The organism is Salininema proteolyticum (assembly GCF_042685645.1).
Lineage (GTDB): Bacteria > Actinomycetota > Actinomycetes > Mycobacteriales > Micromonosporaceae > Salininema > Salininema proteolyticum.
This window is the reverse complement of the sequence record NZ_JBHUNX010000001.1, coordinates 1,336,906-1,355,594: the sequence shown is the minus strand read 5'-3', so window position 1 is coordinate 1,355,594 and position 18,689 is coordinate 1,336,906. Positions and strand designations below refer to the sequence as shown.

17 protein-coding genes and 2 pseudogenes are annotated in these 18,689 nt (G+C 70.8%); 8 read left to right on the top strand and 11 right to left on the bottom strand.

What is annotated here, in order from left to right; translation table 11 throughout:
* Nucleotides 1–7 precede the first annotated feature (7 nt).
* The 6 genes and pseudogenes from ACFTE1_RS06360 to argC all read right to left on the bottom strand — a co-directional run bounded on the left by ACFTE1_RS06360 (nucleotide 8) and on the right by argC (nucleotide 5,726).
* Entirely contained in the window at nucleotides 8–511 is a 504-nt protein-coding gene (locus ACFTE1_RS06360) for an arginine repressor (RefSeq protein ID WP_380625426.1), read from the bottom strand.
* A complete protein-coding gene (gene argF / locus ACFTE1_RS06355) occupies nucleotides 511–1,455 on the bottom strand; it encodes an ornithine carbamoyltransferase (RefSeq protein WP_380625424.1) in 945 nt (314 codons plus the stop codon). The genes ACFTE1_RS06360 and argF overlap by 1 nt, the downstream gene beginning before the upstream one ends.
* A complete protein-coding gene (locus ACFTE1_RS06350) occupies nucleotides 1,448–2,629 on the bottom strand; it encodes an acetylornithine transaminase (RefSeq protein WP_380762907.1) in 1,182 nt (393 codons plus the stop codon). Before ACFTE1_RS06350 ends, argF begins: the two co-directional genes overlap by 8 nt.
* Before the next feature lie 23 nt (nucleotides 2,630–2,652).
* Nucleotides 2,653–3,541: pseudogene (gene argB / locus ACFTE1_RS06345) on the bottom strand (acetylglutamate kinase).
* Nucleotides 3,542–3,552: 11 nt separating this feature from the next.
* On the bottom strand, nucleotides 3,553–4,707 hold the full coding sequence (gene argJ / locus ACFTE1_RS06340) for a bifunctional glutamate N-acetyltransferase/amino-acid acetyltransferase ArgJ (protein WP_380625418.1): 1,155 nt from the start codon (nucleotides 4,705–4,707) through the stop codon (nucleotides 3,553–3,555).
* On the bottom strand, nucleotides 4,704–5,726 hold the full coding sequence (gene argC, locus ACFTE1_RS06335) for an N-acetyl-gamma-glutamyl-phosphate reductase (RefSeq protein ID WP_380625416.1): 1,023 nt from the start codon (nucleotides 5,724–5,726) through the stop codon (nucleotides 4,704–4,706). Before argC ends, argJ begins: the two co-directional genes overlap by 4 nt.
* Nucleotides 5,727–6,063: 337 nt before the next feature.
* On the opposite strand from argC, the gene ACFTE1_RS06330 reads away from it, so the two are divergent.
* The 3 genes from ACFTE1_RS06330 to ACFTE1_RS06320 are packed head-to-tail and all read left to right on the top strand — an operon-like array spanning nucleotide 6,064 to nucleotide 10,923.
* On the top strand, nucleotides 6,064–7,836 hold the full coding sequence (locus ACFTE1_RS06330) for a glycosyltransferase (protein ID WP_380625413.1): 1,773 nt from the start codon (nucleotides 6,064–6,066) through the stop codon (nucleotides 7,834–7,836).
* Nucleotides 7,837–7,855: 19 nt separating this feature from the next.
* Nucleotides 7,856–8,068, top strand: coding sequence for a hypothetical protein (locus tag ACFTE1_RS06325; RefSeq protein WP_380625411.1), 213 nt, complete (start codon nucleotides 7,856–7,858; stop codon nucleotides 8,066–8,068).
* The gene (locus tag ACFTE1_RS06320) at nucleotides 8,056–10,923 is read left to right on the top strand and encodes an acyltransferase family protein (protein ID WP_380625407.1); all 2,868 of its coding nucleotides are present in this window, start codon (nucleotides 8,056–8,058) and stop codon (nucleotides 10,921–10,923) included. Before ACFTE1_RS06325 ends, ACFTE1_RS06320 begins: the two co-directional genes overlap by 13 nt.
* Here the strand turns inward: ACFTE1_RS06320 and ACFTE1_RS06315 are convergent.
* Complete coding sequence (locus tag ACFTE1_RS06315) at nucleotides 10,920–11,042, bottom strand: hypothetical protein (RefSeq protein ID WP_380625405.1); 123 nt, start codon at nucleotides 11,040–11,042, stop codon at nucleotides 10,920–10,922. The genes ACFTE1_RS06320 and ACFTE1_RS06315 overlap by 4 nt on opposite strands.
* Between ACFTE1_RS06315 and ACFTE1_RS06310 the strand changes: the two genes are divergently transcribed.
* Nucleotides 11,041–11,562: a nuclear transport factor 2 family protein gene (locus ACFTE1_RS06310; RefSeq protein ID WP_380625403.1), complete on the top strand. Its 522-nt coding sequence runs from the start codon at nucleotides 11,041–11,043 to the stop codon at nucleotides 11,560–11,562. The two genes, ACFTE1_RS06315 and ACFTE1_RS06310, sit on opposite strands and share 2 nt — an antisense overlap.
* Here the strand turns inward: ACFTE1_RS06310 and ACFTE1_RS06305 are convergent.
* Entirely contained in the window at nucleotides 11,559–11,954 is a 396-nt protein-coding gene (locus ACFTE1_RS06305) for an MmcQ/YjbR family DNA-binding protein (RefSeq protein ID WP_380625401.1), read from the bottom strand. The genes ACFTE1_RS06310 and ACFTE1_RS06305 overlap by 4 nt on opposite strands.
* A 78-nt stretch (nucleotides 11,955–12,032) precedes the next feature.
* On the opposite strand from ACFTE1_RS06305, the gene ACFTE1_RS06300 reads away from it, so the two are divergent.
* Together ACFTE1_RS06300 and ACFTE1_RS06295 are read left to right on the top strand one after the other, a co-directional pair.
* Nucleotides 12,033–12,689 (top strand): maleylpyruvate isomerase family mycothiol-dependent enzyme, encoded by a 657-nt coding sequence (locus tag ACFTE1_RS06300; RefSeq protein ID WP_380625399.1) that lies wholly within the window; start codon nucleotides 12,033–12,035, stop codon nucleotides 12,687–12,689.
* 117 nt (nucleotides 12,690–12,806) lie between these two features.
* Nucleotides 12,807–13,745, top strand: a complete 939-nt coding sequence (locus ACFTE1_RS06295) for an ion transporter (RefSeq protein ID WP_380625397.1) — start codon at nucleotides 12,807–12,809, stop codon at nucleotides 13,743–13,745.
* Nucleotides 13,746–13,792: 47 nt separating this feature from the next.
* Here the strand turns inward: ACFTE1_RS06295 and ACFTE1_RS06290 are convergent.
* Nucleotides 13,793–14,386 (bottom strand): annotated as a pseudogene (locus ACFTE1_RS06290) (DUF998 domain-containing protein); the annotation flags it as partial.
* Nucleotides 14,387–14,529: 143 nt separating this feature from the next.
* Here ACFTE1_RS06290 and ACFTE1_RS06285 point away from each other — a divergent pair.
* Entirely contained in the window at nucleotides 14,530–15,930 is a 1,401-nt protein-coding gene (locus ACFTE1_RS06285; protein ID WP_380625395.1) for a sensor histidine kinase, read from the top strand.
* 11 nt (nucleotides 15,931–15,941) lie between these two features.
* On the top strand, nucleotides 15,942–16,607 hold the full coding sequence (locus ACFTE1_RS06280) for a response regulator (protein ID WP_380625393.1): 666 nt from the start codon (nucleotides 15,942–15,944) through the stop codon (nucleotides 16,605–16,607).
* A gap of 31 nt (nucleotides 16,608–16,638) precedes the next feature.
* Here the strand turns inward: ACFTE1_RS06280 and ACFTE1_RS06275 are convergent, their stop codons facing one another.
* Nucleotides 16,639–16,890: a hypothetical protein gene (locus tag ACFTE1_RS06275; protein ID WP_380625391.1), complete on the bottom strand. Its 252-nt coding sequence runs from the start codon at nucleotides 16,888–16,890 to the stop codon at nucleotides 16,639–16,641.
* A 119-nt stretch (nucleotides 16,891–17,009) separates the two neighbouring features.
* Complete coding sequence (locus tag ACFTE1_RS06270) at nucleotides 17,010–18,632, bottom strand: acyl-CoA dehydrogenase family protein (protein ID WP_380625389.1); 1,623 nt, start codon at nucleotides 18,630–18,632, stop codon at nucleotides 17,010–17,012.
* Between the last annotated feature and the right edge of the window lie 57 nt (nucleotides 18,633–18,689).

The window sequence follows — 18,689 nt, the reverse complement described above, 5'->3', positions numbered from 1 at the left end:
TGTGCGCTCAGTGGTCGGTGTGGTTCTCTTGGGACCACGCCAGCATCTTCCCGGCGATGGTCCGGCCGGTCACGCCGTCCTTGGCGATGACGGCGACGGTGTCGTCCCCGGCGATGGTCCCGATGATGTCGGACAGTCCCGACCGGTCGATGGCGCTGGCCAGGTACTGGGCGGCGCCCGGCGGGACTCGCAGGACGGCGAGGTTGCCGGAGTGGTCGGCGCCGGTCAGCAGTTCGCGGAGGAGGCGTTTGAGCCTCTCGGAGGGGTGTTCGGTGTCCCGGAGGGGGCGCGAGCCCTCCGGGAAGATGGCGTAGACGGGCGTGGACCCGTCGGCCCCCCGCACCTTGACCGCTCCGAGCGCCTCCAGGTCCCGCGAGAGCGTGGTCTGGGTGACGGTGTGGCCCTGCTCGGCGAGGATCTCCTGCAACTCGGTCTGCGAGGAGACCTCGCGCGAGTCGATGGTCTCGGTGATGAGGGCCAGGCGGGCGGCCTTGGTGGGTGAGACGGCCATCAGCGTTCTCCTGTCAGGTAGGTCAACAGCGCTTTCTGCGCGTGCAGTCGATTCTCCGCCTGGTCGAAGACGCGCGACGAGGGGCCGTCGATCACTTCGTCGGTGATCTCCTCGCCGCGGTGCGCCGGAAGGCAGTGCAGCACCACCGCTTCGGGGGCGATCGCGAGGACCTGCTCGTTGAGCTGGTAGTTCCGCAGGTTCGCGAGTTGCTCGGGCGAGGTGGCCTGTCCCATGGAGCTCCACACGTCGGTGTAGAGGACGTGGGCGCCCGTGGCGGCCGTCTCGATGTCGCTCGTGATGTGAACGGCCCCACCCGTTCGGGCGGCGATGGCCTCGGCGCGGGCGACGACCGCCGGGGCGGGGGCCTGATCCTCGGGCCCGCAGACGGTCACCTCGATGCCGGCGGTTGTTCCGGCGACGAGGAGGGAGGCCGCGACGTTGTTGGAGCCGTCCCCGAGGTAGGCGAGCCGGGTGCCCGCGAGGGGCCGGTTCTCGGCGACGGTCTGGAGGTCGGCGAGGGTCTGGCAGGGGTGCCAGCCGTCGGTGAGCGCGTTGACGACCGGGACGCCCGCGCCCTCGGCGAGTTCGGCTATGCGGTCGTCCTCGAAGGTGCGCAGGACGATCGCGTCAACATAGCGGGAGAGGACCTTGCCGAGGTCGCCGATGGTCTCCCCGCGGCCCAGCTGGGTGGTCTGGGCGTCGATCATGACAGGGTGGGCGCCCAGCTGCCGCACGGCCACTTCGAAGGACACGCGCGTGCGGGTCGAGGGCTTCTCGAAGACGACGGCGACGCTGCGGCCCTCCAGCGGCCGGCCGGTCTCCTCGCCGCTCTTGTAGTCGGCGGCCAGCCGCAGGACTTCGGCCTGCTGCGAGGGGGAGAGGTCGCCGTCTTCGAGGAAGTGGAACGGCGCGGGCGAGTCCTTCTCCGGGTGCGGTTCACTCATGGTTCGGTCCTTCCGGGGCGGTGGAGAGCACGTCCTTGAGGATGTCGCAGAAGAGGTCGACGTCCTCGGCGGTGATGGTGAGGGGCGGGGCGATGCGGATGGTGTCGGGGCGGACGGGGTTGGCCAGGACTCCCCTGGCCGCCAAGGCGTCGCACACGGCGGCGGAGTCGGCACCGGCCAGGCCGATGCCCCTCCACAGTGCCTTGCCGCGGACCTCGGTGACGGCGGGGTGGTCGGCGAGGTTCGCCTCCAGCCTCTCGCCGAGGGCGAGCACGTTCTCGAACAGGCCCTCGTCCTCGACGACCCCGATGACGGCCAGGGCGGCGGCGCAGGCGATCGGGTTGCCGCCGAAGGTGGACCCGTGGTCGCCGGGGCCGAACACGTCGCCCCACTTCCCCACTCCGATGGTCGCTCCGATGGGGACGCCCCCGGCCAGTCCCTTGGCGAGGGTCACGACGTCGGGCGTGATGGCGGCGGCGTGGTGGGCGAACCAGGCCCCGGTGCGCCCGAAGCCGGACTGGATCTCGTCGAGGACGAGCGCCGCGCCGTTCTCGCTGGTGATGCGGCGGGCGGCCTTGAGGTAGTCGGTCGTGGCGGGGTGGACGCCGGACTCGCCCTGGGTCGGTTCGAGGAAGACGGCGGCGGTGGAGGCGTCCACGGCGGCCGCGAGCGCGCGAGCGTCGCCGTAGGGGACGAACTCGGCCTCCACTCCGAAGGGCGCGAAGGGCTCTCGGATGGCGGCCTTGCCGGTGATGGCGAGCGCGCCGAGGCTGCGGCCGTGGAAGGAGTTCTCGGTGGCGACGATCTTGGTGCGCCCGTAGGGCTTGCCGGCCTTGAGGACCAGTTTCACCGCCGCCTCGTTGGCCTCGGTGCCGGAGTTGCAGAGGAAGACCTTGCCCCGCGCCTCGACCAGTTCGAGGAGCTTTTCGGCCAGTTCGACCTCTCCGCGGTGGAGGTAGAGGTTGGAGGTGTGGGCGAGGGCGGCGGCCTGGTCGGCGATGGCCTCGACGTAGCGCGGGTGGCCGTGTCCGACGGTGGAGACGGCGATGCCGCCGATCATGTCGAGGTAGACGTTGCCGTCGGCGTCGGTGACGCGGACGCCGGAGCCCGACGCGATGGGCACGGCGGGGAGGCCGTAGTTGCCCATGAGGGCGGCCTCGAACCGGGTCTTGATCTCCTTGTTGGAGAGCGGGGGCCCTATTGCTCATCGGGGACCACCATCGTTCCTATTCCCTTGTGCGTGAAGACTTCGAGCAGGGTGGAGTGGGGGGACGCGCCCGTCGATGACGTGGGCGGCGCCGACTCCCCCCTTGACGGCGTGGAGGCAGGCCTCCATCTTGGGGATCATGCCGGACTGGAGCCCGGGAAGGAGCGCGGCCAGGTCGTCGGCGCCGATCTGGCTGACGAGGGACTCCTTCCTCGGCCAGTCGGTGTAGAGCCCCTCGACGTCGGTGAGGATGACGAGTTTGCGGGCGCCGAGCGCGGCTGCGAGCGCCCCGGCGGCGGTGTCGGCGTTGAGGTTGTAGAGCACGCCGTCGCCGTCGAGGGCCACGGTGGAGACGACGGGGATCCGGCCGGCGGCGATGAGGTCGTCGACGGCGGCGGTGTTGACCCCGGCGACGTCGCCGACGCGTCCTATGTCGACTTTCTCGCCGTCTATGTCGGCCCACCGCCGTTTGGCGGTGAAGAGCTGGGCGTCCTCGCCGCTCATGCCGACGGCGTAGGGGCCGTGGCCGTTGATGAGGCCGACCAGTTCCCGTCCGACCTGTCCGACGAGGACCATGCGGACGACGTCGGCGGCCTCGGGCGTGGTGACGCGCAGGCCGCCCTTGAACTCGCTGGCGATGTCGAGTTTGTCGAGCATGGAGGAGATCTGCGGCCCGCCGCCGTGGACGACGACGGGTTTGAGGCCGGCGTAGCGCAGGAAGACCATGTCGGCGGCGAAGGCGCGCTGCAGTTCGGGCTCGACCATGGCGTTGCCGCCGTACTTGACGACGACGGTGGCGCCGTGGAACTCCTGGAACCAGGGCAGCGCCTCGACGAGCGTCTCGGCCTTGGCGAGGGCCTCGGAGAGATTGCTGTTCATGCGGGACACCTTCAGGTGGAGTAGGCGGAGTTCTCGTGGACGTAGTCGTGGGTGAGGTCGGTGGTCCAGACCGTGGCCGAGTGGCCTCCGGCGTCGAGGTCGACGGTGACGTCGACGGCTCGGGCGGAGAGGTCCACGAGGGACCGGTCGGCGGCGGCGCAGCCGTTCTCGCAGATGCGGACGCCGTTGATGGCGACGGCCAGCCGGTCGGGGTCGAAGGCGGCGTCGGTGCAGCCGACGGCGGCGAGGATGCGGCCCCAGTTGGGGTCCTCGCCGAAGAAGGCGCACTTGACGAGGTTGTCGCGGGCGACGGCCCGGCCGACCTGGACGGCCTCCTCTTCGGTGGCGGCGTTCTGGACGGTTATGGCGATCTCCTTGGTGGCGCCCTCGGCGTCGCCGAGCATGCTCTGGGCGAGGCTGTGGCACACGGAGGCGAGGGCCTCGGTGAACTCGACGGGGTCCGGGGTCACGTCCACGGCCCCGGAGCTCATGAGGAGCACCGTGTCGTTGGTGGAGGTGGATCCGTCGGAGTCGAGGCGGTCGAAGGTCCGGTCGCAGGCGGCGGCGAGGGCGGAGTCGGCGGCGAGGGCGTCGACCTTGGCGTCGGTGGTGACGGTGACGAGCATGGTGGCCAGCGAGGGGGCGAGCATGCCCGCGCCCTTGGCCATCGCGCCGATCGTCCAGCCCTCGTCGGAGACGTACGCGGCCGTCTTGGCGGTGGTGTCGGTGGTCATGATGGCCTCGGCGGCGGCCCGTCCCCCGTCGGCGGCGAGGTTCTTCGCGGCGTCTTCGACGGCGGGCAGCAGTTTGTCCATGTCGAGGCGTTCGCCGATCAGTCCGGTGGAGCAGACGGCGACTTCGACGGCGCCGCAGTCGAGCGCGTCGGCGGTCTTCTCGGCGGTCTTGTGGGTGTCGGCGAAGCCGTCGGGCCCGGTGCAGGCGTTGGCGCCGCCGGAGTTGAGGACGACGGCGCGGAGCGAGCCGGTCGTCATGACCTGTTTGGTCCACAGGACCGGGGCGGCCTGGACGCGGTTCTTGGTGAACCTGGCGGCGGCGACCTGGCTGGGGCCGGTGTTGACCACCAGCGCGAGGTCGGGTTTGCCGCTGGGCTTGAGTCCGGCGGTCACGCCGGAGGCGGTGAATCCCTGGGGTGCGGTGACGCTCACGGGGCGACTCCTTCGGCGGCGAGCCCGGCGGTCTCTTCGAGGCCGAGCATGAGGTTGAGGCACTGGACGACCTGTCCCGAGGCGCCCTTGCCGAGGTTGTCGACGGCGGAGGTCGCGATGAGGCGGCCGGAGTCGAGGTCGGCGGCGCCCTGGAGCTGGGCGGCGTTGGAGCCGTAGACGGACTTGGTGGCCGGCTGGACTCCCTCGGGCAGGACGTGGACGAACGGCTCGTCCTTGTAGGCGGTGGCGAGCGCCTCGCGGACGTCGGCCGCCGTGGCGGCCGGGTCGGCCGGCAGCGCGGTGACGGCGGCGAGGATGCCCCGCGGCATGGGGGCGAGGATCGGCGTCAGGGAGACCGAGGCGGCGCCGGTGGCCTGTTTGATCTCGGGCACGTGCTGGTGGGCGCCGGTCTTGTAGCTGGTCAGGGACCCGGCCACCTCGCTGGCGAGGAGCCTCTTGGAGGGGCTGTTGCCCGCTCCGGAGGTGCCGGAGGAGGCGACGACGACCACGTCGTTCGGGAGGGCCAGGCCGCCGGCGATGAGCGGGGCGAGGGCGAGGATGGTGGCGGCGGCGTAGCAGCCGGTGGCGGCCACGCGCCGGGAGGCGGCGATCTTCTCCCGCTGCCCGGGCAGCTCGGGGAGGCCGTAGGTCCAGGCGCCGGCGTGGGCGCCGGGATAATACTTCTCCCAACCTGCGGAATCCTCGAGACGGTGGTCGGCTCCGAGGTCGACAATGGGGAGGTCGGCGGGAAGCTCGGCCGCGAGCGCGGCGGACTGGCCGTGCGGGAGCGTCAGGACGACGGCGTCGGGCTCGGACTCGAGGATCGCCTCCGGCGTGGTCGGCTGGAAGCGGGTGTCGGCGTATCGCGGCAGGTGCGGGTGGACGTCGGGGATCGGTTTTCCGGCCTGGCTGTGGGCGGTGGCGACGGCGAGCTCCAGCGACGGGTGGCCGGCGATGAGGCGCAGGGCCTCTCCTCCGGCGTAGCCACTGGCTCCGGCGACCGCGATACGGTAATTCACTGACAACCTCCATGTGCATGATTATGCAATAGATTGTATTAGTATGTGATCATTGCAGTCAACAGAGTATTGATATGACACGGAGCACAATCGGAGGACCACCCCCGAGTCCGGATCCTGGGACATAGGCCCCTCGCTCGATATCAGGAATCACCTTGGGTGACAAGCAGTTTGCCGGGAACTTTCCACTGTGATCTTTAATAGAAAACTTTGCTAAATAGTTAAAAGAGCCGCACCATTGTGGAAGTACCACTGCGACAACGGCGTCGGCGACGGCCGCCCCGCGCGGCCACCCCTCACCCATTGCGAACTCCCTCCGTCCTCCCTAGGGGGCACCATGTCCCAGCGTCCCGCACCCGTCACCCCACCCGCACCCCAAACCGGAGCAGGCTCCGCCCGCACAGACCAGACCGCACCCGTCACCCCACCCGCACCCCAAACCGGAGCAGGCTCCGCCCGCACAGACCGAACTGCGGCCGCCGTCCCACCCGCGCCCCGAACCGCGGCCGGCTCCGCCGGCGCCGGGCTTCCCGCACCGCCCGACGACCGCGAGCTGTACTACTACCTCGGACCCCAGCGCCGCTGGGTCCTCCTCGGCATCGCGGGCTCCTACCTCTTCACCGCCGCTAGCCTCTTCCTGTTCTCCCTGCGCACCCCGCTGCTCTGGCCCTTCCTGGCCGTGCTCGGCGTCAACCTCGTCGCCTGGACGCTGGCCCTCCTCGACGGCCAGCGCACCCGCCGCGTCACCGAGGAGGGCCACAAGCTGCTCCTCGCCAACTACCGGCCCGGCACGGCCCCCTCCGTCGACGTCCTCCTGCCCACCTGCGGCGAGGACTTCGACATCCTCCGCAACACCTACCGCCACGTGGCCGCCCTCGACTGGGACGGGCCGGTCGACGTCCACGTCCTCGACGACGCCGACCGCGCCGAGGTCAAGGCCCTGGCGGAGAACTACGGCTTCCACTACTCCGTGCGCGACGACCGGCCCCGGTGGAAGAAGGCCGGCAACATCAACCACGGCTACCGCCTCGGCGACGGCGAGTTCATCGCCGTCTTCGACGCCGACTTCTGCCCCCGGCCGGACTTCCTGCGCCACCTCATGCCCTACTTCGGCGACGAGGACACGGCGATCGTCCAGTCGCCCCAGCACTTCCGGACCACGTCCGGCATGGGCTGGCTCGAGAAGGCCGCCGGGGCCGCCCAGGAGCTGTTCTACCGCTGGATCCAACCCTCCCGCGACGCCGACGACGCGGCCATCTGCTGCGGCTCGTGCGTCGTCTACCGGCGCGAGGCCCTCAAGGAGCTCGACGGATTCCCCCGGATGGACCACTCCGAGGACATGTTCACCTCCATCGAGCTGTCCAAGACCGGCTGGCAAACCGCCTACGTTCCGGTCAACCTCGCCACCGGCGCCTCGCCCGACACGACCTCGGCGTACGTCAACCAGCAGTACCGCTGGGCGATGGGCAACCTGGAGCTCCTGGCCGACAAGGGGTTCCACCGCCGCCCCATGAAGCTGCGCACCCGCCTGTGCTTCTGGAACGGCTTCGCCTCCTACATCGTCAACGCCGTCAACGTCTTCGCCGTGCCGATCCCGGCGATCATCATGGCCGCGGCCTACGCCGACCAGGTCCGGCCCTGGCACATGCTGGCGTTCATGCCCACCCTGTGGGTCTGGTTCGTGCTCCTGCCGGCCGCCCACAACACCAAGTGGAGGCTCGGCGTCGTCCGCGCCCAGCTGCTCTACAGCTACACGCACGTCGTGGCCCTCGCGCACCTCCTCCGGCGCCGGACCGCCACCTGGTCGCCGACGGGCATCACCAAGGGCCGCAACAAACTGGCCACCACCGTCGCGCGCCTGACCATGACCTGGTCCAGCCTCACCCTCCTCGCCCTGTGGGGGTCGCTCCTCTACGGCGCGGCCACCACGCAGCCGCTGAACTACTGGCCCGCGGCGGTGTTCATCGCCATCCACACGGTGCTGCACGCCCCGCTGATCGCCGAGGCGTGGCGGACGCTCCACCCGCCCGCGAGCGAAGAACCGGACTCCCCCACTCCCCTGTCCGCACCGTTGGACACCGACCGCGACCGCGCCGTCGCCGCGAACTGACGAAGGACCGACCCGCATCATGCACGAACCGACCACCGCACGGAAGGACACGGGCCCCGCGCCCGAGACCGACGGTTGGAAGCGCCCTCCCATGGGCGCCGTCCGCCGTTCGGACCGCCCGAACCCCAACTCGCTCGGACCGTCCCAGGGGCTGGCGATCTCGCTGCTCCTGGTGCTGTTCGCCCTGCTCGCCTCCGGACTGCTCGACGGGATCCTGCCATGGGCCGACTGACCGCGACCTCCCCGGCCGTCGCCGGCGGCGGATTCCGCCCCGACATCGAGGGCCTGCGCGGCGTCGCCGTGGCCTCCGTCCTCCTCTTCCATGCCGGAGTCCCCTTCGCCCAAGGGGGCTACATAGGCGTGGACATGTTCTTCGTGATCTCCGGATTCCTGATCACGGGGCTGCTCATCCGCGAGAAGGAGCGCACCGGACGCATCCGGCTCGGCGCCTTCTACGCCCGCCGCGCCCGGAGACTGCTCCCGGCCGCCGGGGCGGTCGTCCTCGCGACCGTCGCCGCCGCCTGGCTGATCTTCCCGCCCCTGCGGCTCAAGGAACTCGCCTACGACGCCGTGGCCTCGGCGCTCTCGGTCGCCAACTGGCACCACATCGGCCGGCAGACCGACTACCTGGCCGGGCACACCGACCCCTCTCCGCTGCTGCACTTCTGGTCGCTGGCGGTCGAAGAGCAGTTCTACCTCGTGTGGGCTCCCCTGGCGGCGCTCTGCGTCCTGGCCGCCTCCTGGAAGAAGGCCCTCGCCCTGGCCATCGCGCTCATCGGCGCGGCGTCCTTCGCGGTCAACCTCTGGTGGGTCGAGGCCTCCGGGCCGCTGGCGTACCTCGGAACTCCCACGCGCGCCTGGCAGTTCGCCCTCGGCGCCGGACTCGCGTTCGTGCCCGCGCTGGCGGCCGCGTGGCCCCGCCGGGCCCGGGTCGGGCTCGCAGTCCTCGCCGGCGCCGGCCTCGCGGCGTCCATCGTCGCCTTCGACTCCGGCACCCCGTTCCCCGGCTACGCCGCTCTCCTCCCCACCCTCGCCACCGGCGCCCTCATCGCTGCCGGAGGCGACTCTGCCAAGCCGCTGTCCTGGTCCTGGCTTCGTCGGGCGGGCCGACTCTCCTACGCCTGGTACCTGTGGCACTGGCCGGTCCTCGTCCTCTTCGAGGCCGCCGCCGGACCGCAGCACTGGGTCGCGAAGCTCGGCCTCGTCGCACTCGCCGCCGCCCCCGCCTGGCTCACGATGAAGCTGGTCGAGGAACCGCTGCGCTTCCGCGCGCCGACGGTCAACCGCACCTCGGCGGGCCTCTCCGTCGGGGCCTCCTCGGTCATCCTCCCCGTCATCGCCGCGCTCATGGTCGGCAGCGGGGCCGTCACGGTCCTCTCGGAGCAGAGCGACCGGGCCGAACTCCAGGCCGGCGAGGCCGGAACCCGCTGGGCAGCCGGACTGCCGGCTTCCACCGACACGACGCTGCCGCTCTACCCCTCCCCCGGCGACGCCGCCGAGGACTACGGGACGGCCGGGGAGTGCCAGCTCGAACCCGAAGAGACGGGCCACCCCGACTGCGTCCGGGGAGAGGGCGGCGGCAGGATAGTCCTCTTCGGGGACTCGCACGCGAGCCAGTGGCTGCCCGCCTTCGAGGCCATGGCCTCCGAGCGCGGGATGTCCGTGGAGGTGCTCGCCAAGTCCGGGTGCCCCGTGGCGGACATGACCGTCGGCAACGACCAGCTGGGCCGCGAGTACCGCGAGTGCGACCGGTGGCGCGAGGACATGGTCGAGCGCATCGAGGACGGCCCGGCCCCCGCGCTGATCGCCGTCGGCACGCTCAACCGGTACACGTGGGACGCGGCGGAGGCAGAGAGCGCCTGGGAGCGGTCGTTCGAACGGCTGACCGCCACCGGGGCGCCCGTCGCCTACCTCCGCGACACCCCGTTCCCCGGTTTCGACGTGCCCGCGTGCCTCTCCGACGAGCCCTCCGACTGGGGCGCCTGTTCCTTCGAACGCGCCGAAGCGGTCTGGGACGACCCCGTGGCCGACGGCATCGCGTCGGGAGGGTTCGACGGCGTCGGCATCGCCGACGTCAGCTCCCTCGTCTGCTCCACCGCTAGCTGCCCGGCCGTCGTGGACAACCTCCTGCTCTACCGCGACGACTCACACCTGACCACCGCCGCCGTCCGCGCTCTCGCTCCCAGGTTGGAGCACGAGCTGGTCACCAGCGGCCTGCTCGCACCCGCCCGGCCCTCCGCGCCGACCGTCGCTCCCGGCGACGGCTGGGAGGTCGCCTTCCGCGACGACTTCACCGGAGAGGCCGGCGAGAGGCTCTCCGACGAATGGGTCTACGACACCGGGACCTGCTACCCGGGCTGCCCGGCCGACAACTGGGGAACCGGGGAGGTGGCCGTCCACACCGACTCGACCGACAACGTCGCCCAAGACGGCAGGGGCAACCTCGCCATCACACCCCTGCGGGACGAGGACGGCGGCTGGACGTCCGGGCGGATCGAGACGGCGAAGGGCGACTTCCTGCCGCCCGAAGGGGGCGTGCTCCGCATGGAGGCGTCGCTGCGGTTGCCCGACGTCGACCCCGCGGACGGCATCGGCTACTGGCCCGCCTTCTGGGCCATGGGGGCCGACCTGCGCGACGGCTACACCGGCTGGCCGGCCACCGGCGAGGTGGACATCATGGAGAACGTCAACGGCTCCGGCGAGACCTGGGGCGCCATGCACTGCGGGACCGTCACCGGCGGTCCCTGCCAGGAGGAGACGGGAGGGCTGGGGTCCGAACCGCAGACCTGCGAAGGCTGCTCGGCGTCCTTCCACTCCTACGCGGCCGAAGTGGACTACGGCGCGGGCGAGGTGCGCTGGTACCTGGACGGGAGCCGGTTCTTCACCGTCACGCGGGAGCAGATCGGCGAGACCGCCTGGAACGACGCGCTGGGGAACGGACTGTTCCTCATCCTCAACGTGGCCGTCGGCGGGAACTTCCCCGACGCGTTCCACCGCGGTCCGGGGTTGACCCCGGACGCCGACACAGTTAGCGGAGAACCCATGCTGGTCGACCACGTCGCCGTGTACACGCGGGGCCCGCGCTAGACCGGCTCCGCCGCGGCCGCGCCCCCTTCCACCGGGGCGCGGCCGTCGCCGCGGGCCCTCCCCTTGCCGGCCGCGTATCCTTTTTCATATGTGGCCCTTTCGATGTAGAGTTCGGTCATGAAACCCGAAACACATCCTTCCGTTGCCGCCTGGATCGAGTCGGCCGAAGAGGGGGACCTCGAGAAGGCCCTGTCCGTTGTCGCCGAGGACTGCACGTTCACCTCGCCCCTGACCGGACTCGTCCGGTTCGAGGGCCGCGAGGCGCTCGGAGAGCTGATCAAGGCCGTCCACGCCTCCATCGACGACATCCGCTTCACCGCCGTCGGCTCCGACGGAGACTCCACGTACTTCCTGCGCGAGACCGCCACCGCGCGGGGCGTCCCCTTCGAGGAGTCCCAGATCGTCGAGCTGAACGACGCGGGCGAGATCGCCGCCGTCACCGGCTTCATGCGGCCGCTGCCGGGCGCCGTCGCCGCCATGGAGGCCATCGGCGGTGCCATAGTCGAGGCTCACCAGGGCCCGAAGGCCGCCAAGAGGCTCTCGTCCAAGTCGAAGTTCGTCGCCAAGATCATCGGCTACGCCGACAAGCAGGGCGCCAAGATGGCCGAGGAGACGGTGGGCGCCGAGCGCACCGCCTAGTCCGGTCGGGAACGCTCGGAGTACTCGCGCGCCAGCCTCTTCGGGGCCCTGGCGAACCAGGCGTCCTCGACGATCTCCGCGAGCCGCTCGCGGGAGGCCTCCTCCAGGCGGACCAGGATCGCGGCGTGGCCGTCGAAATGCGAGACGGTGAAGAAGAGGCGCGGATCGGACTGGAGAAGCGCCTCCTTCTCCCCCAGGTCGGCGACCGCCGCCCCGAGCACCGGCCCGCCGGGCGGGTCGTCCAGCTCCTCCTCGTCTTTGGGGCGCAGCGGCCTCTCCCAGCAGAACTGCCGGCCCCGCACCTTCCACGACGGCAGGCCGCCGTAGCTCGGACGCTCCTCTGACTCGGGCAGCGCCGCGACGATCTCCCGGACGTCGTCCCAATCGGCCATGATCACACCTCCCGCCCCGATCCTAACGGGAGGCACCGACCGTCGGGCCCGTTCGCCCGACGGGTTATGCTCGCCTCCATGACGACAGCCGCTCTCAGAAGCGAGACCGACCGCCTCACAACGGAATTGAGGACACTCTCCGAAGAGGATTGGGGCCTGCCGACCCGGTGCGGGCCGTGGACGGTCGCCGACTTGGTCGCGCACGTCTCCCGGGGAATCGCCCGCGTCTCGGACTGCGTCGCCGGACCCGAACCCCTGTCCTCCGACACCGACGCCGTCGGCTACTTCCGCCCCGGCGACCGATTCTCCGCCGCCACGGACGGCGAGCGCCTCGCGAGCGCCCAGCGCGCCGCCGAGGGGATGACCCCGGACGAGCACGTGTCGCTCTTGGAGCGCCGGCTCTCCGCGGCCCTGGCCGACGCCTCGTCCCGGCCCGGGGGCCGCCGCGTCGTCACGCGCCACGGAGACCGCATGGAGCTCGGCCAGTTCGTCCTCACCCGCGTCATCGAGGTCGCCCTTCACGGAATCGACGTCGCCGACGCGGTCGGCCGGCCGCGCTGGACGACCGACGAGGCCGCCGACGTGCTCTTGCCGCTGTTCCTCAAGGGGCACAATGATATCGACATTCCCGAGGCGAGCGAGTTCCTCGCTCGGGCCTCCGGACGCGCCCCTCTCGGCCCCGACCTGGCCCGCCGCCTGGAGGAAGCCGGAATCGACCTGCCCTCCTTCGGGTGAGGCCGCGTGTATCCGCCCAGACGGCCCCTGCCGCCCAAGCCCGTACGCTGCCGACCGACACCACATAAAGGACGTCCGATCCGTTCCGGCGAGCGCCGCCGCCCTAACCTTCTACACATGGCAGTCGACGCGGGACGGAAGCCGGCGGCGTTGGTCGACCTTTGCCGCCGTATACGGGACTCCAAGCAGTTCCAATACCTTTCCATCAGCATCATCATCCTCAACGGGGCGGCGCTCGGCGCGCTCACGTTCCGGCCGGTGGCCTCGGAGTACCGACCCGCCCTGGAGAGCCTCGACCACGCCTTCCTGGCGTTCTTCGTCTTCGAGCTGGTCGTGGGGATCGTGTCGTACGCGCCCCGGTCCTGGAGGTTCTTCACCAACGCCTGGAACGTCTTCGACTTCGTCATCGTCGTCGCCGCGTTCGTCCCCGGCATCCGCGAGAACGTCACCGTCCTGCGCCTGCTGCGGCTGGCCCGCATCGCCCGGCTGCTGCGGAACATCCCCTCTCTGCGGATCATCCTCCTGGCCGCCAAGAAGGCCATTCCCCAGTCGGCCGGGCTCTTCGCGCTCATGGGCGTCATCATGTACCTGTGGGCGATGGTCGGCTGGATGGCGTTCGGCGGGGAGAACCCCGGCCAGTTCGGCTCGGTCGGACAGTCCCTCCTGACGCTCCTCCAGCTGGTCGCCCTGGACAGCATCGGCGCGGTCATCCGCGAGGCCATGTCCCACAGCCTCTGGGCCCTGCCCTATACGCTCGTCTTCGTCGTCCTGGGGTCGTTCCTGCTGCTGAACATTCTCATCGGCGTGGTCCTGGCCTCCATGGAGGAGGCCCAGGCCCAGACCGCCGCGGAGGACGAGGCCGACGCTAAGGCGGCCCGCGAGGAGGCGGAGAGCTCCTCGGAGCGTTCGCCCGAGGGCTCGGAGGCGGCCGTCTCGGCCGACACCCGGCTCCTGCTGGCGCGGATCTCCGAGCTCCAGTCGACCGTCGACCGGCTGGCCGCCAAGGTCGACGAGCGCGAGTCCGAGGTTCCGGTCCAGACGGCCGGCTCGTCCTGAGCCGCTTCGCCGCGTACGGCCTCGTCCTGGGAGTTGAGGGTCAGCAGGAAGGCGATGGACATGAGCACCACGAGCATGGCGCGCTGCGGAACCCCGCGCCACTCGCCGCCGTCGGCGATCCACGGCAGGAACGTGTTGACCACCGTGACCACGAAGCCCAGGAGTGCCGCATAGGTCGTCACGGCCATGGCCCGGCGCCGCCATCGGGGGCCGTCACCGCCCTTCATGGCGCGGTGGGCCAGGACCCCGACGACGATGAGCAGGACGAAGGCCGCCCCGGCCGCGTAGCGGTGCACCTGGGCCTCCATCGTCACCGGCGCGTCGGGGGCGTTGGTGCGGAAGGCCGCCGTCAGCACGAGCATGCCGGCGGTGGAGGCGAGCAGGAACCGCATGAAGCGGTCCCGGGCCAGCCCCACGCCGCGTACCGCGAGGATGGCGCATGCCAGGGCGAGCCCCAGAACACCGGCGGGGAACAGCACGTTGCCCGGCCGGTAGAGGGCGTAGTTGGAGACCGTGTCGAAGACGGGGTCGACCTCCGCGCCGAGGGCGAAGTGGACGTAGGTGAAGCCCAGGGCCCCCGCGACGATCGAGACCAGGGCGAGGAGGGCGGCTCCCGGAGCGGCGCATGCTTTCTTGACCATGCCTCAAGGCTTCTGCGCGCGGGGCATAGTCGACCTCGGGCGGCGGAGCCGAATTTCCCTCCCCTACGCCGGGGTGAGTTCCCTCCGCCGACCCCCTACCCCGGATCGAGGCGGAAGGGGCTCGGAGCGCCTAGCCTGGAGTGGTGAGCAAGAAGAAGGCGTCTCCCGAACCGCCGGCCAAGCCCCGGCGGCAGGCGTTCCGCCGGGTCGTGTCCGTGCTGATCGACACCGGCCCGGTGTGGGACGGGACGTGGAAGTGGACGTGGCGGCGGTTCCTGGCGATCGTCGGGCCGGGGTCGGTCCCGCTGGCCTACATCCTGACCGTCGGCCAGTTCGACATGGTCCTCGGGTCCTACCACGTGGCCTTCCCGTTCCTGCTCCCCCTGATCCCCGGCGCCGCGCTCGTCCTCGCGCGGTGGCGCCCGATCTCGGCCTGGTTCCTCAGCCTCGTCGGCATAGTCTGGGTCGCGCTGGCCTCCCACCCCTTCGACCCCGCGGACGCCCTGCTGCGCAACCCGGACCAAATGGAAGACCTGGGCAGTCCGCCCTTCATGGTGCGCGAGGACCCCTATTCCCCCCACCCCGCCTCCGAGATAGTCATCCATCCCTACGGCGGCGAACTCTGGCCGGTTTCGCCCAACGCGCTGATCTCCCTGATGATCGTCCAGTTCGCCCTCGCGCGCCGCCTGCGGGTCGCGACGGCCGTCGGGTCCTGGGTCACGTTCGTCGGGCTCATGACGGTGCTGTGGTACTTCGCAGACTATCGCGACCTCGGGTTGCAGCATCTGGCCACCGTCCTCCAGCTGACCGCGCTGGCCACGGTCATCGGCATCACCGTCCGCCTCATCGGGCGCTCGCGGGCGCGGGTGGCCGAGGAGGAGAAGGTCTCCCAGGCCGAGCGGTGGCAGCGCCAGGTCCTCGAGGAGCGGGCGCGGATCGCGCGCGAACTGCACGACATCGTGGCCCACCACATGTCGGTGATCTCGGTGCAGGCCTCCACGGCCGAGTACCGGATCCCCGGTCTGGAGGAGGCGGTCCGGGAGGAGTTCCGGTCGATCGCCGGCCAGGCGCGCCATTCCCTGTCCGAGATGCGCCGCCTGTTGTCGGTGCTGCGCAACGACGACGAGGGCGTGCTGCGCGAGCCGCAGCCCAGTGCCGAGGGGATCGAGGAGCTGGCCGAGTCGGTGCGCCGGTCGGGCACTCCGGTGGAGACGCTGGTGTCGGTCGACCTGGCAGTACTGCCCGAGTCGCTGTCGCTCTTGGTCTACCGGATCGTCCAGGAGGCGCTGTCCAATGTCGTGCGGCACGCGCCCGGAGCGGACACGACGGTCGCCGTCGGGCAGGTGGGGCGGACGCTGCACGTCAGGGTCGAGAACGGTGATCCGCCAGGCCTTCCCCCGTCGGCCGATCCGCAGGCGGGCTCCGGACTCGGACTGGTGGGCATGCGCGAGCGCGTTGCGCTCCATGGCGGTACGCTGGAAACCGGCTCCCGCGGTCTCGGCGGTTTCACTGTCGCGGCGGAGCTTCCCGTGGACGACGACTAGAGAGGCTCCCGGTGGCGACTCGCATCCTCATCGCCGACGACCAGGTCATGGTGCGCGCCGGCTTTTCGGCGCTGCTCGACGCCCAGGAGGACCTCACGGTGGTCGGCGGCGCGTCCGACGGCAGGGAGGCCGTCTCCCAGGCGCGCGAGTTCAAGCCCGACGTGATCCTCATGGACGTGCGCATGCCCGGGATGGACGGTCTGCAGGCGGCCCGCGCGGTCCTGGAGGAGGGCTCCTCTCCCCACGTGCTCATGCTGACGACCTTCGACATCGACGACTACGTCTACGAGGCCCTCCGTATCGGCGCCAGCGGTTTCCTGCTCAAGGACGCCCCGCCCGAGGACCTCATCTCGGCGGTTCGCGTCGTCGCCTCCGGAGAGGCGCTGCTGGCTCCCGCGATCACCAAGCGGCTCATCGAGGAGTTCTTCCGCGACCGGCCGGTCCTCTCCGCCTCCTCGCGCCTGGACCGCTTGACTCCCAGGGAGATCGACGTGCTCCGGCTCGTGGCGCGCGGCCAGGCCAACGGCGAGATCGCCGCGACGCTGTACGTCTCGGAGCAGACGGTGAAGTCGCACGTGTCGAGCATCTTCTCCAAGCTCAGTCTGCGCGACCGGGCCCAGGCGGTCATCGTGGCCTACGAGTCGGGGCTCGTGACGGCCGGCGATCCCAAGGGTTGACCCTCCCGGTGGCTGCGCACGGGACGCCCGCTCACCCGGAGTCCCGGCGGGCCAGGAGGCCCACCGGGAGCGCCGTCAAGGCCCGCGCGTAGAAGGAGACCTGCATTCCCGCCGGGTAGGAGGCCATGCGGCCGTGGTAGGAGACCTTCCGGTCGCCCGAGCGGTGGATCGTCATCTGGAGGTCCTCGGCCTCGAAGACCTCTATGCGGTCGGAGTACACCTGGAAGGTCCATCCTTCGCGCTCGATCACGGACTCGGGCTCTTCGGGCGGTGCGGCGGCCATGGCAACTCCCCTTCTGCGGACGCCTCGGGCGGGCCGGCCGCCGTTCGCGGCGCCGGCGCGGTTCGTCCTCATTGTTCAGGGTTCCGCCGGATTCCGCTGTCGGCTTGTTGTCGCCCTCCTCAATCGACGGGGCGGGGCGTAGCCCGGTCGATGATCGCGTCGAGGTCGAGGCCGTCGCCGAGTCCTCCGTAGTTGAGGCTCCGGTCCTCGCCGAGACGGCCCTCGCAGAAGGCGTCTGCCACGGGTTTCGGCGCGTGCAGGAGCAGGAGCGAGGACTGGAGCGCGAGGCCCATCGCCTCGGCGAGGCGGCGCGCGCCGGCCTGGTCGGCCGAGGGGAGGGCGTCCGCGAGCTTTGTCAGATGGGCGTCGAAGAGCGGGTGGAGCCCGGCCGCCCGGCCGACCTCGGCCATGAAGTCGGATCCGCACCGCGGGTCCTTGGCCAGCGCCCGCAGGATGTCGAGGGCTATGACGTTCCCCGAACCCTCCCAGATGGACATGAGCGGCTGCTCGCGGTAGCGGCGCGCCAGCGGGAAGTCCTCGGTGTACCCGTTGCCGCCGAGGCACTCGAGCGCTTCGGCCGCGTGTCCCGGTCCTCGTTTGCAGATCCAGTGCTTGGCCACCGCCGTTGCCAGGCGGCGGAAGCCCGCCTGGCCGGGGTCGTCGTAGGCGGCGGCCAGGCGCATCATGGTCACGGTGGCCGCTTCGCTCTCCAGGGCGAGGTCGGCCAGAACGGCGCGCATGGCGGGCTGTTCGCGCAGCGGCTTCCCGAAGGCAGAGCGGTGGGAGGTGTGCCAGACGGCCTCGGCGACGCTCTGGCGCATGCCGGCCGCGGTGGCGATGACGCAGTCGACGCGGGTGTGGTTGACCATTTCGATGATGGTTGGCACGCCCCGCCCCTCCTCTCCGACGAGCCAGGCCTCGGCGTCGTGGAGTTCGATCTCGCTGGAGGCGTTGGACCTGTTGCCGAGCTTGTCCTTGAGTCGCTGGATCCTGATCGGGTTGCGGGTGCCGTCGGGAAGGACGCGCGGCATGAGGAAGCAGGAGAGGCCGCCGGGTGCCTGGGCAAGGACGAGGAAGGCGTCGCTCATGGGCGCCGAGCAGAACCACTTGTGGCCGCGCAGAACGTAGTGGTCTCCTACCGGAGTGGCCCTCGTCGTGTTGGCGCGGACGTCGGAGCCGCCCTGCTTCTCGGTCATGGCCATGCCGATGGTCGCGCCCCGCTTCTCCCCCAGGGGTTTCAGTTCGGGATCGTAGTGGCGCGAGGTGACGGTCGGCTCCCAGGAGGCGGCCAGTTCCGGGGTGGCGCGCAGGGCCGGGACGGCCGCGTGCGTCATGGATATGGGACAGCCGTGGCCCGGTTCGACCTGGCCCAGAAGGGAGAAGAGGACCGTCCTCGCCGCGTGGGCGCCTTTCCTCTCCTCCTCCCAGGAGAGGCTGTGCGCTCCGTACTCGGTCGACAGTGCCATGAAGCGGTGGTAGTCGGGGTGGAAGTCGACCTCGTCGACCCGGTTTCCGTAGCGGTCGTGGGTTCTCAGGACGGGTCCGTGGCGTTCGGCATCTTCGGCGGCCCGCCGGATCTCCGCGGTTCCCAGGGTCGCTCCCAGCTTCTCTGCCTCGGCGGCGATCCAACCCGCGCCGGTCCATTCCAGCGACTCGCGCAGTGCCGGGTCGTCCAGGAACGGGTTGTGGCCCTGCAACGGGCGGGACTGGTTGAGCACTTCGTGGGTCTCGAACGGGGCCATGGGCTCTCCTTTCGGCCGCCGCGGCGCCGGCCGCGCTGCCGGGACTGGGAATTACCG

What these genes read in the sequence shown, in the direction of transcription:
- ACFTE1_RS06330 (WP_380625413.1), top strand. Translation starts at nt 6,064, where the DNA reads ATGTCCCAGCGTCCCGCACCCGTCACCCCACCCGCACCCCAAACCGGA.
- ACFTE1_RS06275 (WP_380625391.1), bottom strand. Translation starts at nt 16,890, where the DNA reads ATGGCCGCCGCACCGCCCGAAGAGCCCGAGTCCGTGATCGAGCGCGAA.
- ACFTE1_RS06320 (WP_380625407.1), top strand. Translation starts at nt 8,056, where the DNA reads ATGGGCCGACTGACCGCGACCTCCCCGGCCGTCGCCGGCGGCGGATTC.
- ACFTE1_RS06295 (WP_380625397.1), top strand. Translation starts at nt 12,807, where the DNA reads ATGGCAGTCGACGCGGGACGGAAGCCGGCGGCGTTGGTCGACCTTTGC.
- ACFTE1_RS06315 (WP_380625405.1), bottom strand. Translation starts at nt 11,042, where the DNA reads ATGACCGAACTCTACATCGAAAGGGCCACATATGAAAAAGGATACGCG.
- ACFTE1_RS06305 (WP_380625401.1), bottom strand. Translation starts at nt 11,954, where the DNA reads ATGGCCGATTGGGACGACGTCCGGGAGATCGTCGCGGCGCTGCCCGAG.
- ACFTE1_RS06270 (WP_380625389.1), bottom strand. Translation starts at nt 18,632, where the DNA reads ATGGCCCCGTTCGAGACCCACGAAGTGCTCAACCAGTCCCGCCCGTTG.
- argF (WP_380625424.1), bottom strand. Translation starts at nt 1,455, where the DNA reads ATGAGTGAACCGCACCCGGAGAAGGACTCGCCCGCGCCGTTCCACTTC.
- ACFTE1_RS06360 (WP_380625426.1), bottom strand. Translation starts at nt 511, where the DNA reads ATGGCCGTCTCACCCACCAAGGCCGCCCGCCTGGCCCTCATCACCGAG.
- ACFTE1_RS06325 (WP_380625411.1), top strand. Translation starts at nt 7,856, where the DNA reads ATGCACGAACCGACCACCGCACGGAAGGACACGGGCCCCGCGCCCGAG.
- ACFTE1_RS06310 (WP_380625403.1), top strand. Translation starts at nt 11,041, where the DNA reads ATGAAACCCGAAACACATCCTTCCGTTGCCGCCTGGATCGAGTCGGCC.
- ACFTE1_RS06300 (WP_380625399.1), top strand. Translation starts at nt 12,033, where the DNA reads ATGACGACAGCCGCTCTCAGAAGCGAGACCGACCGCCTCACAACGGAA.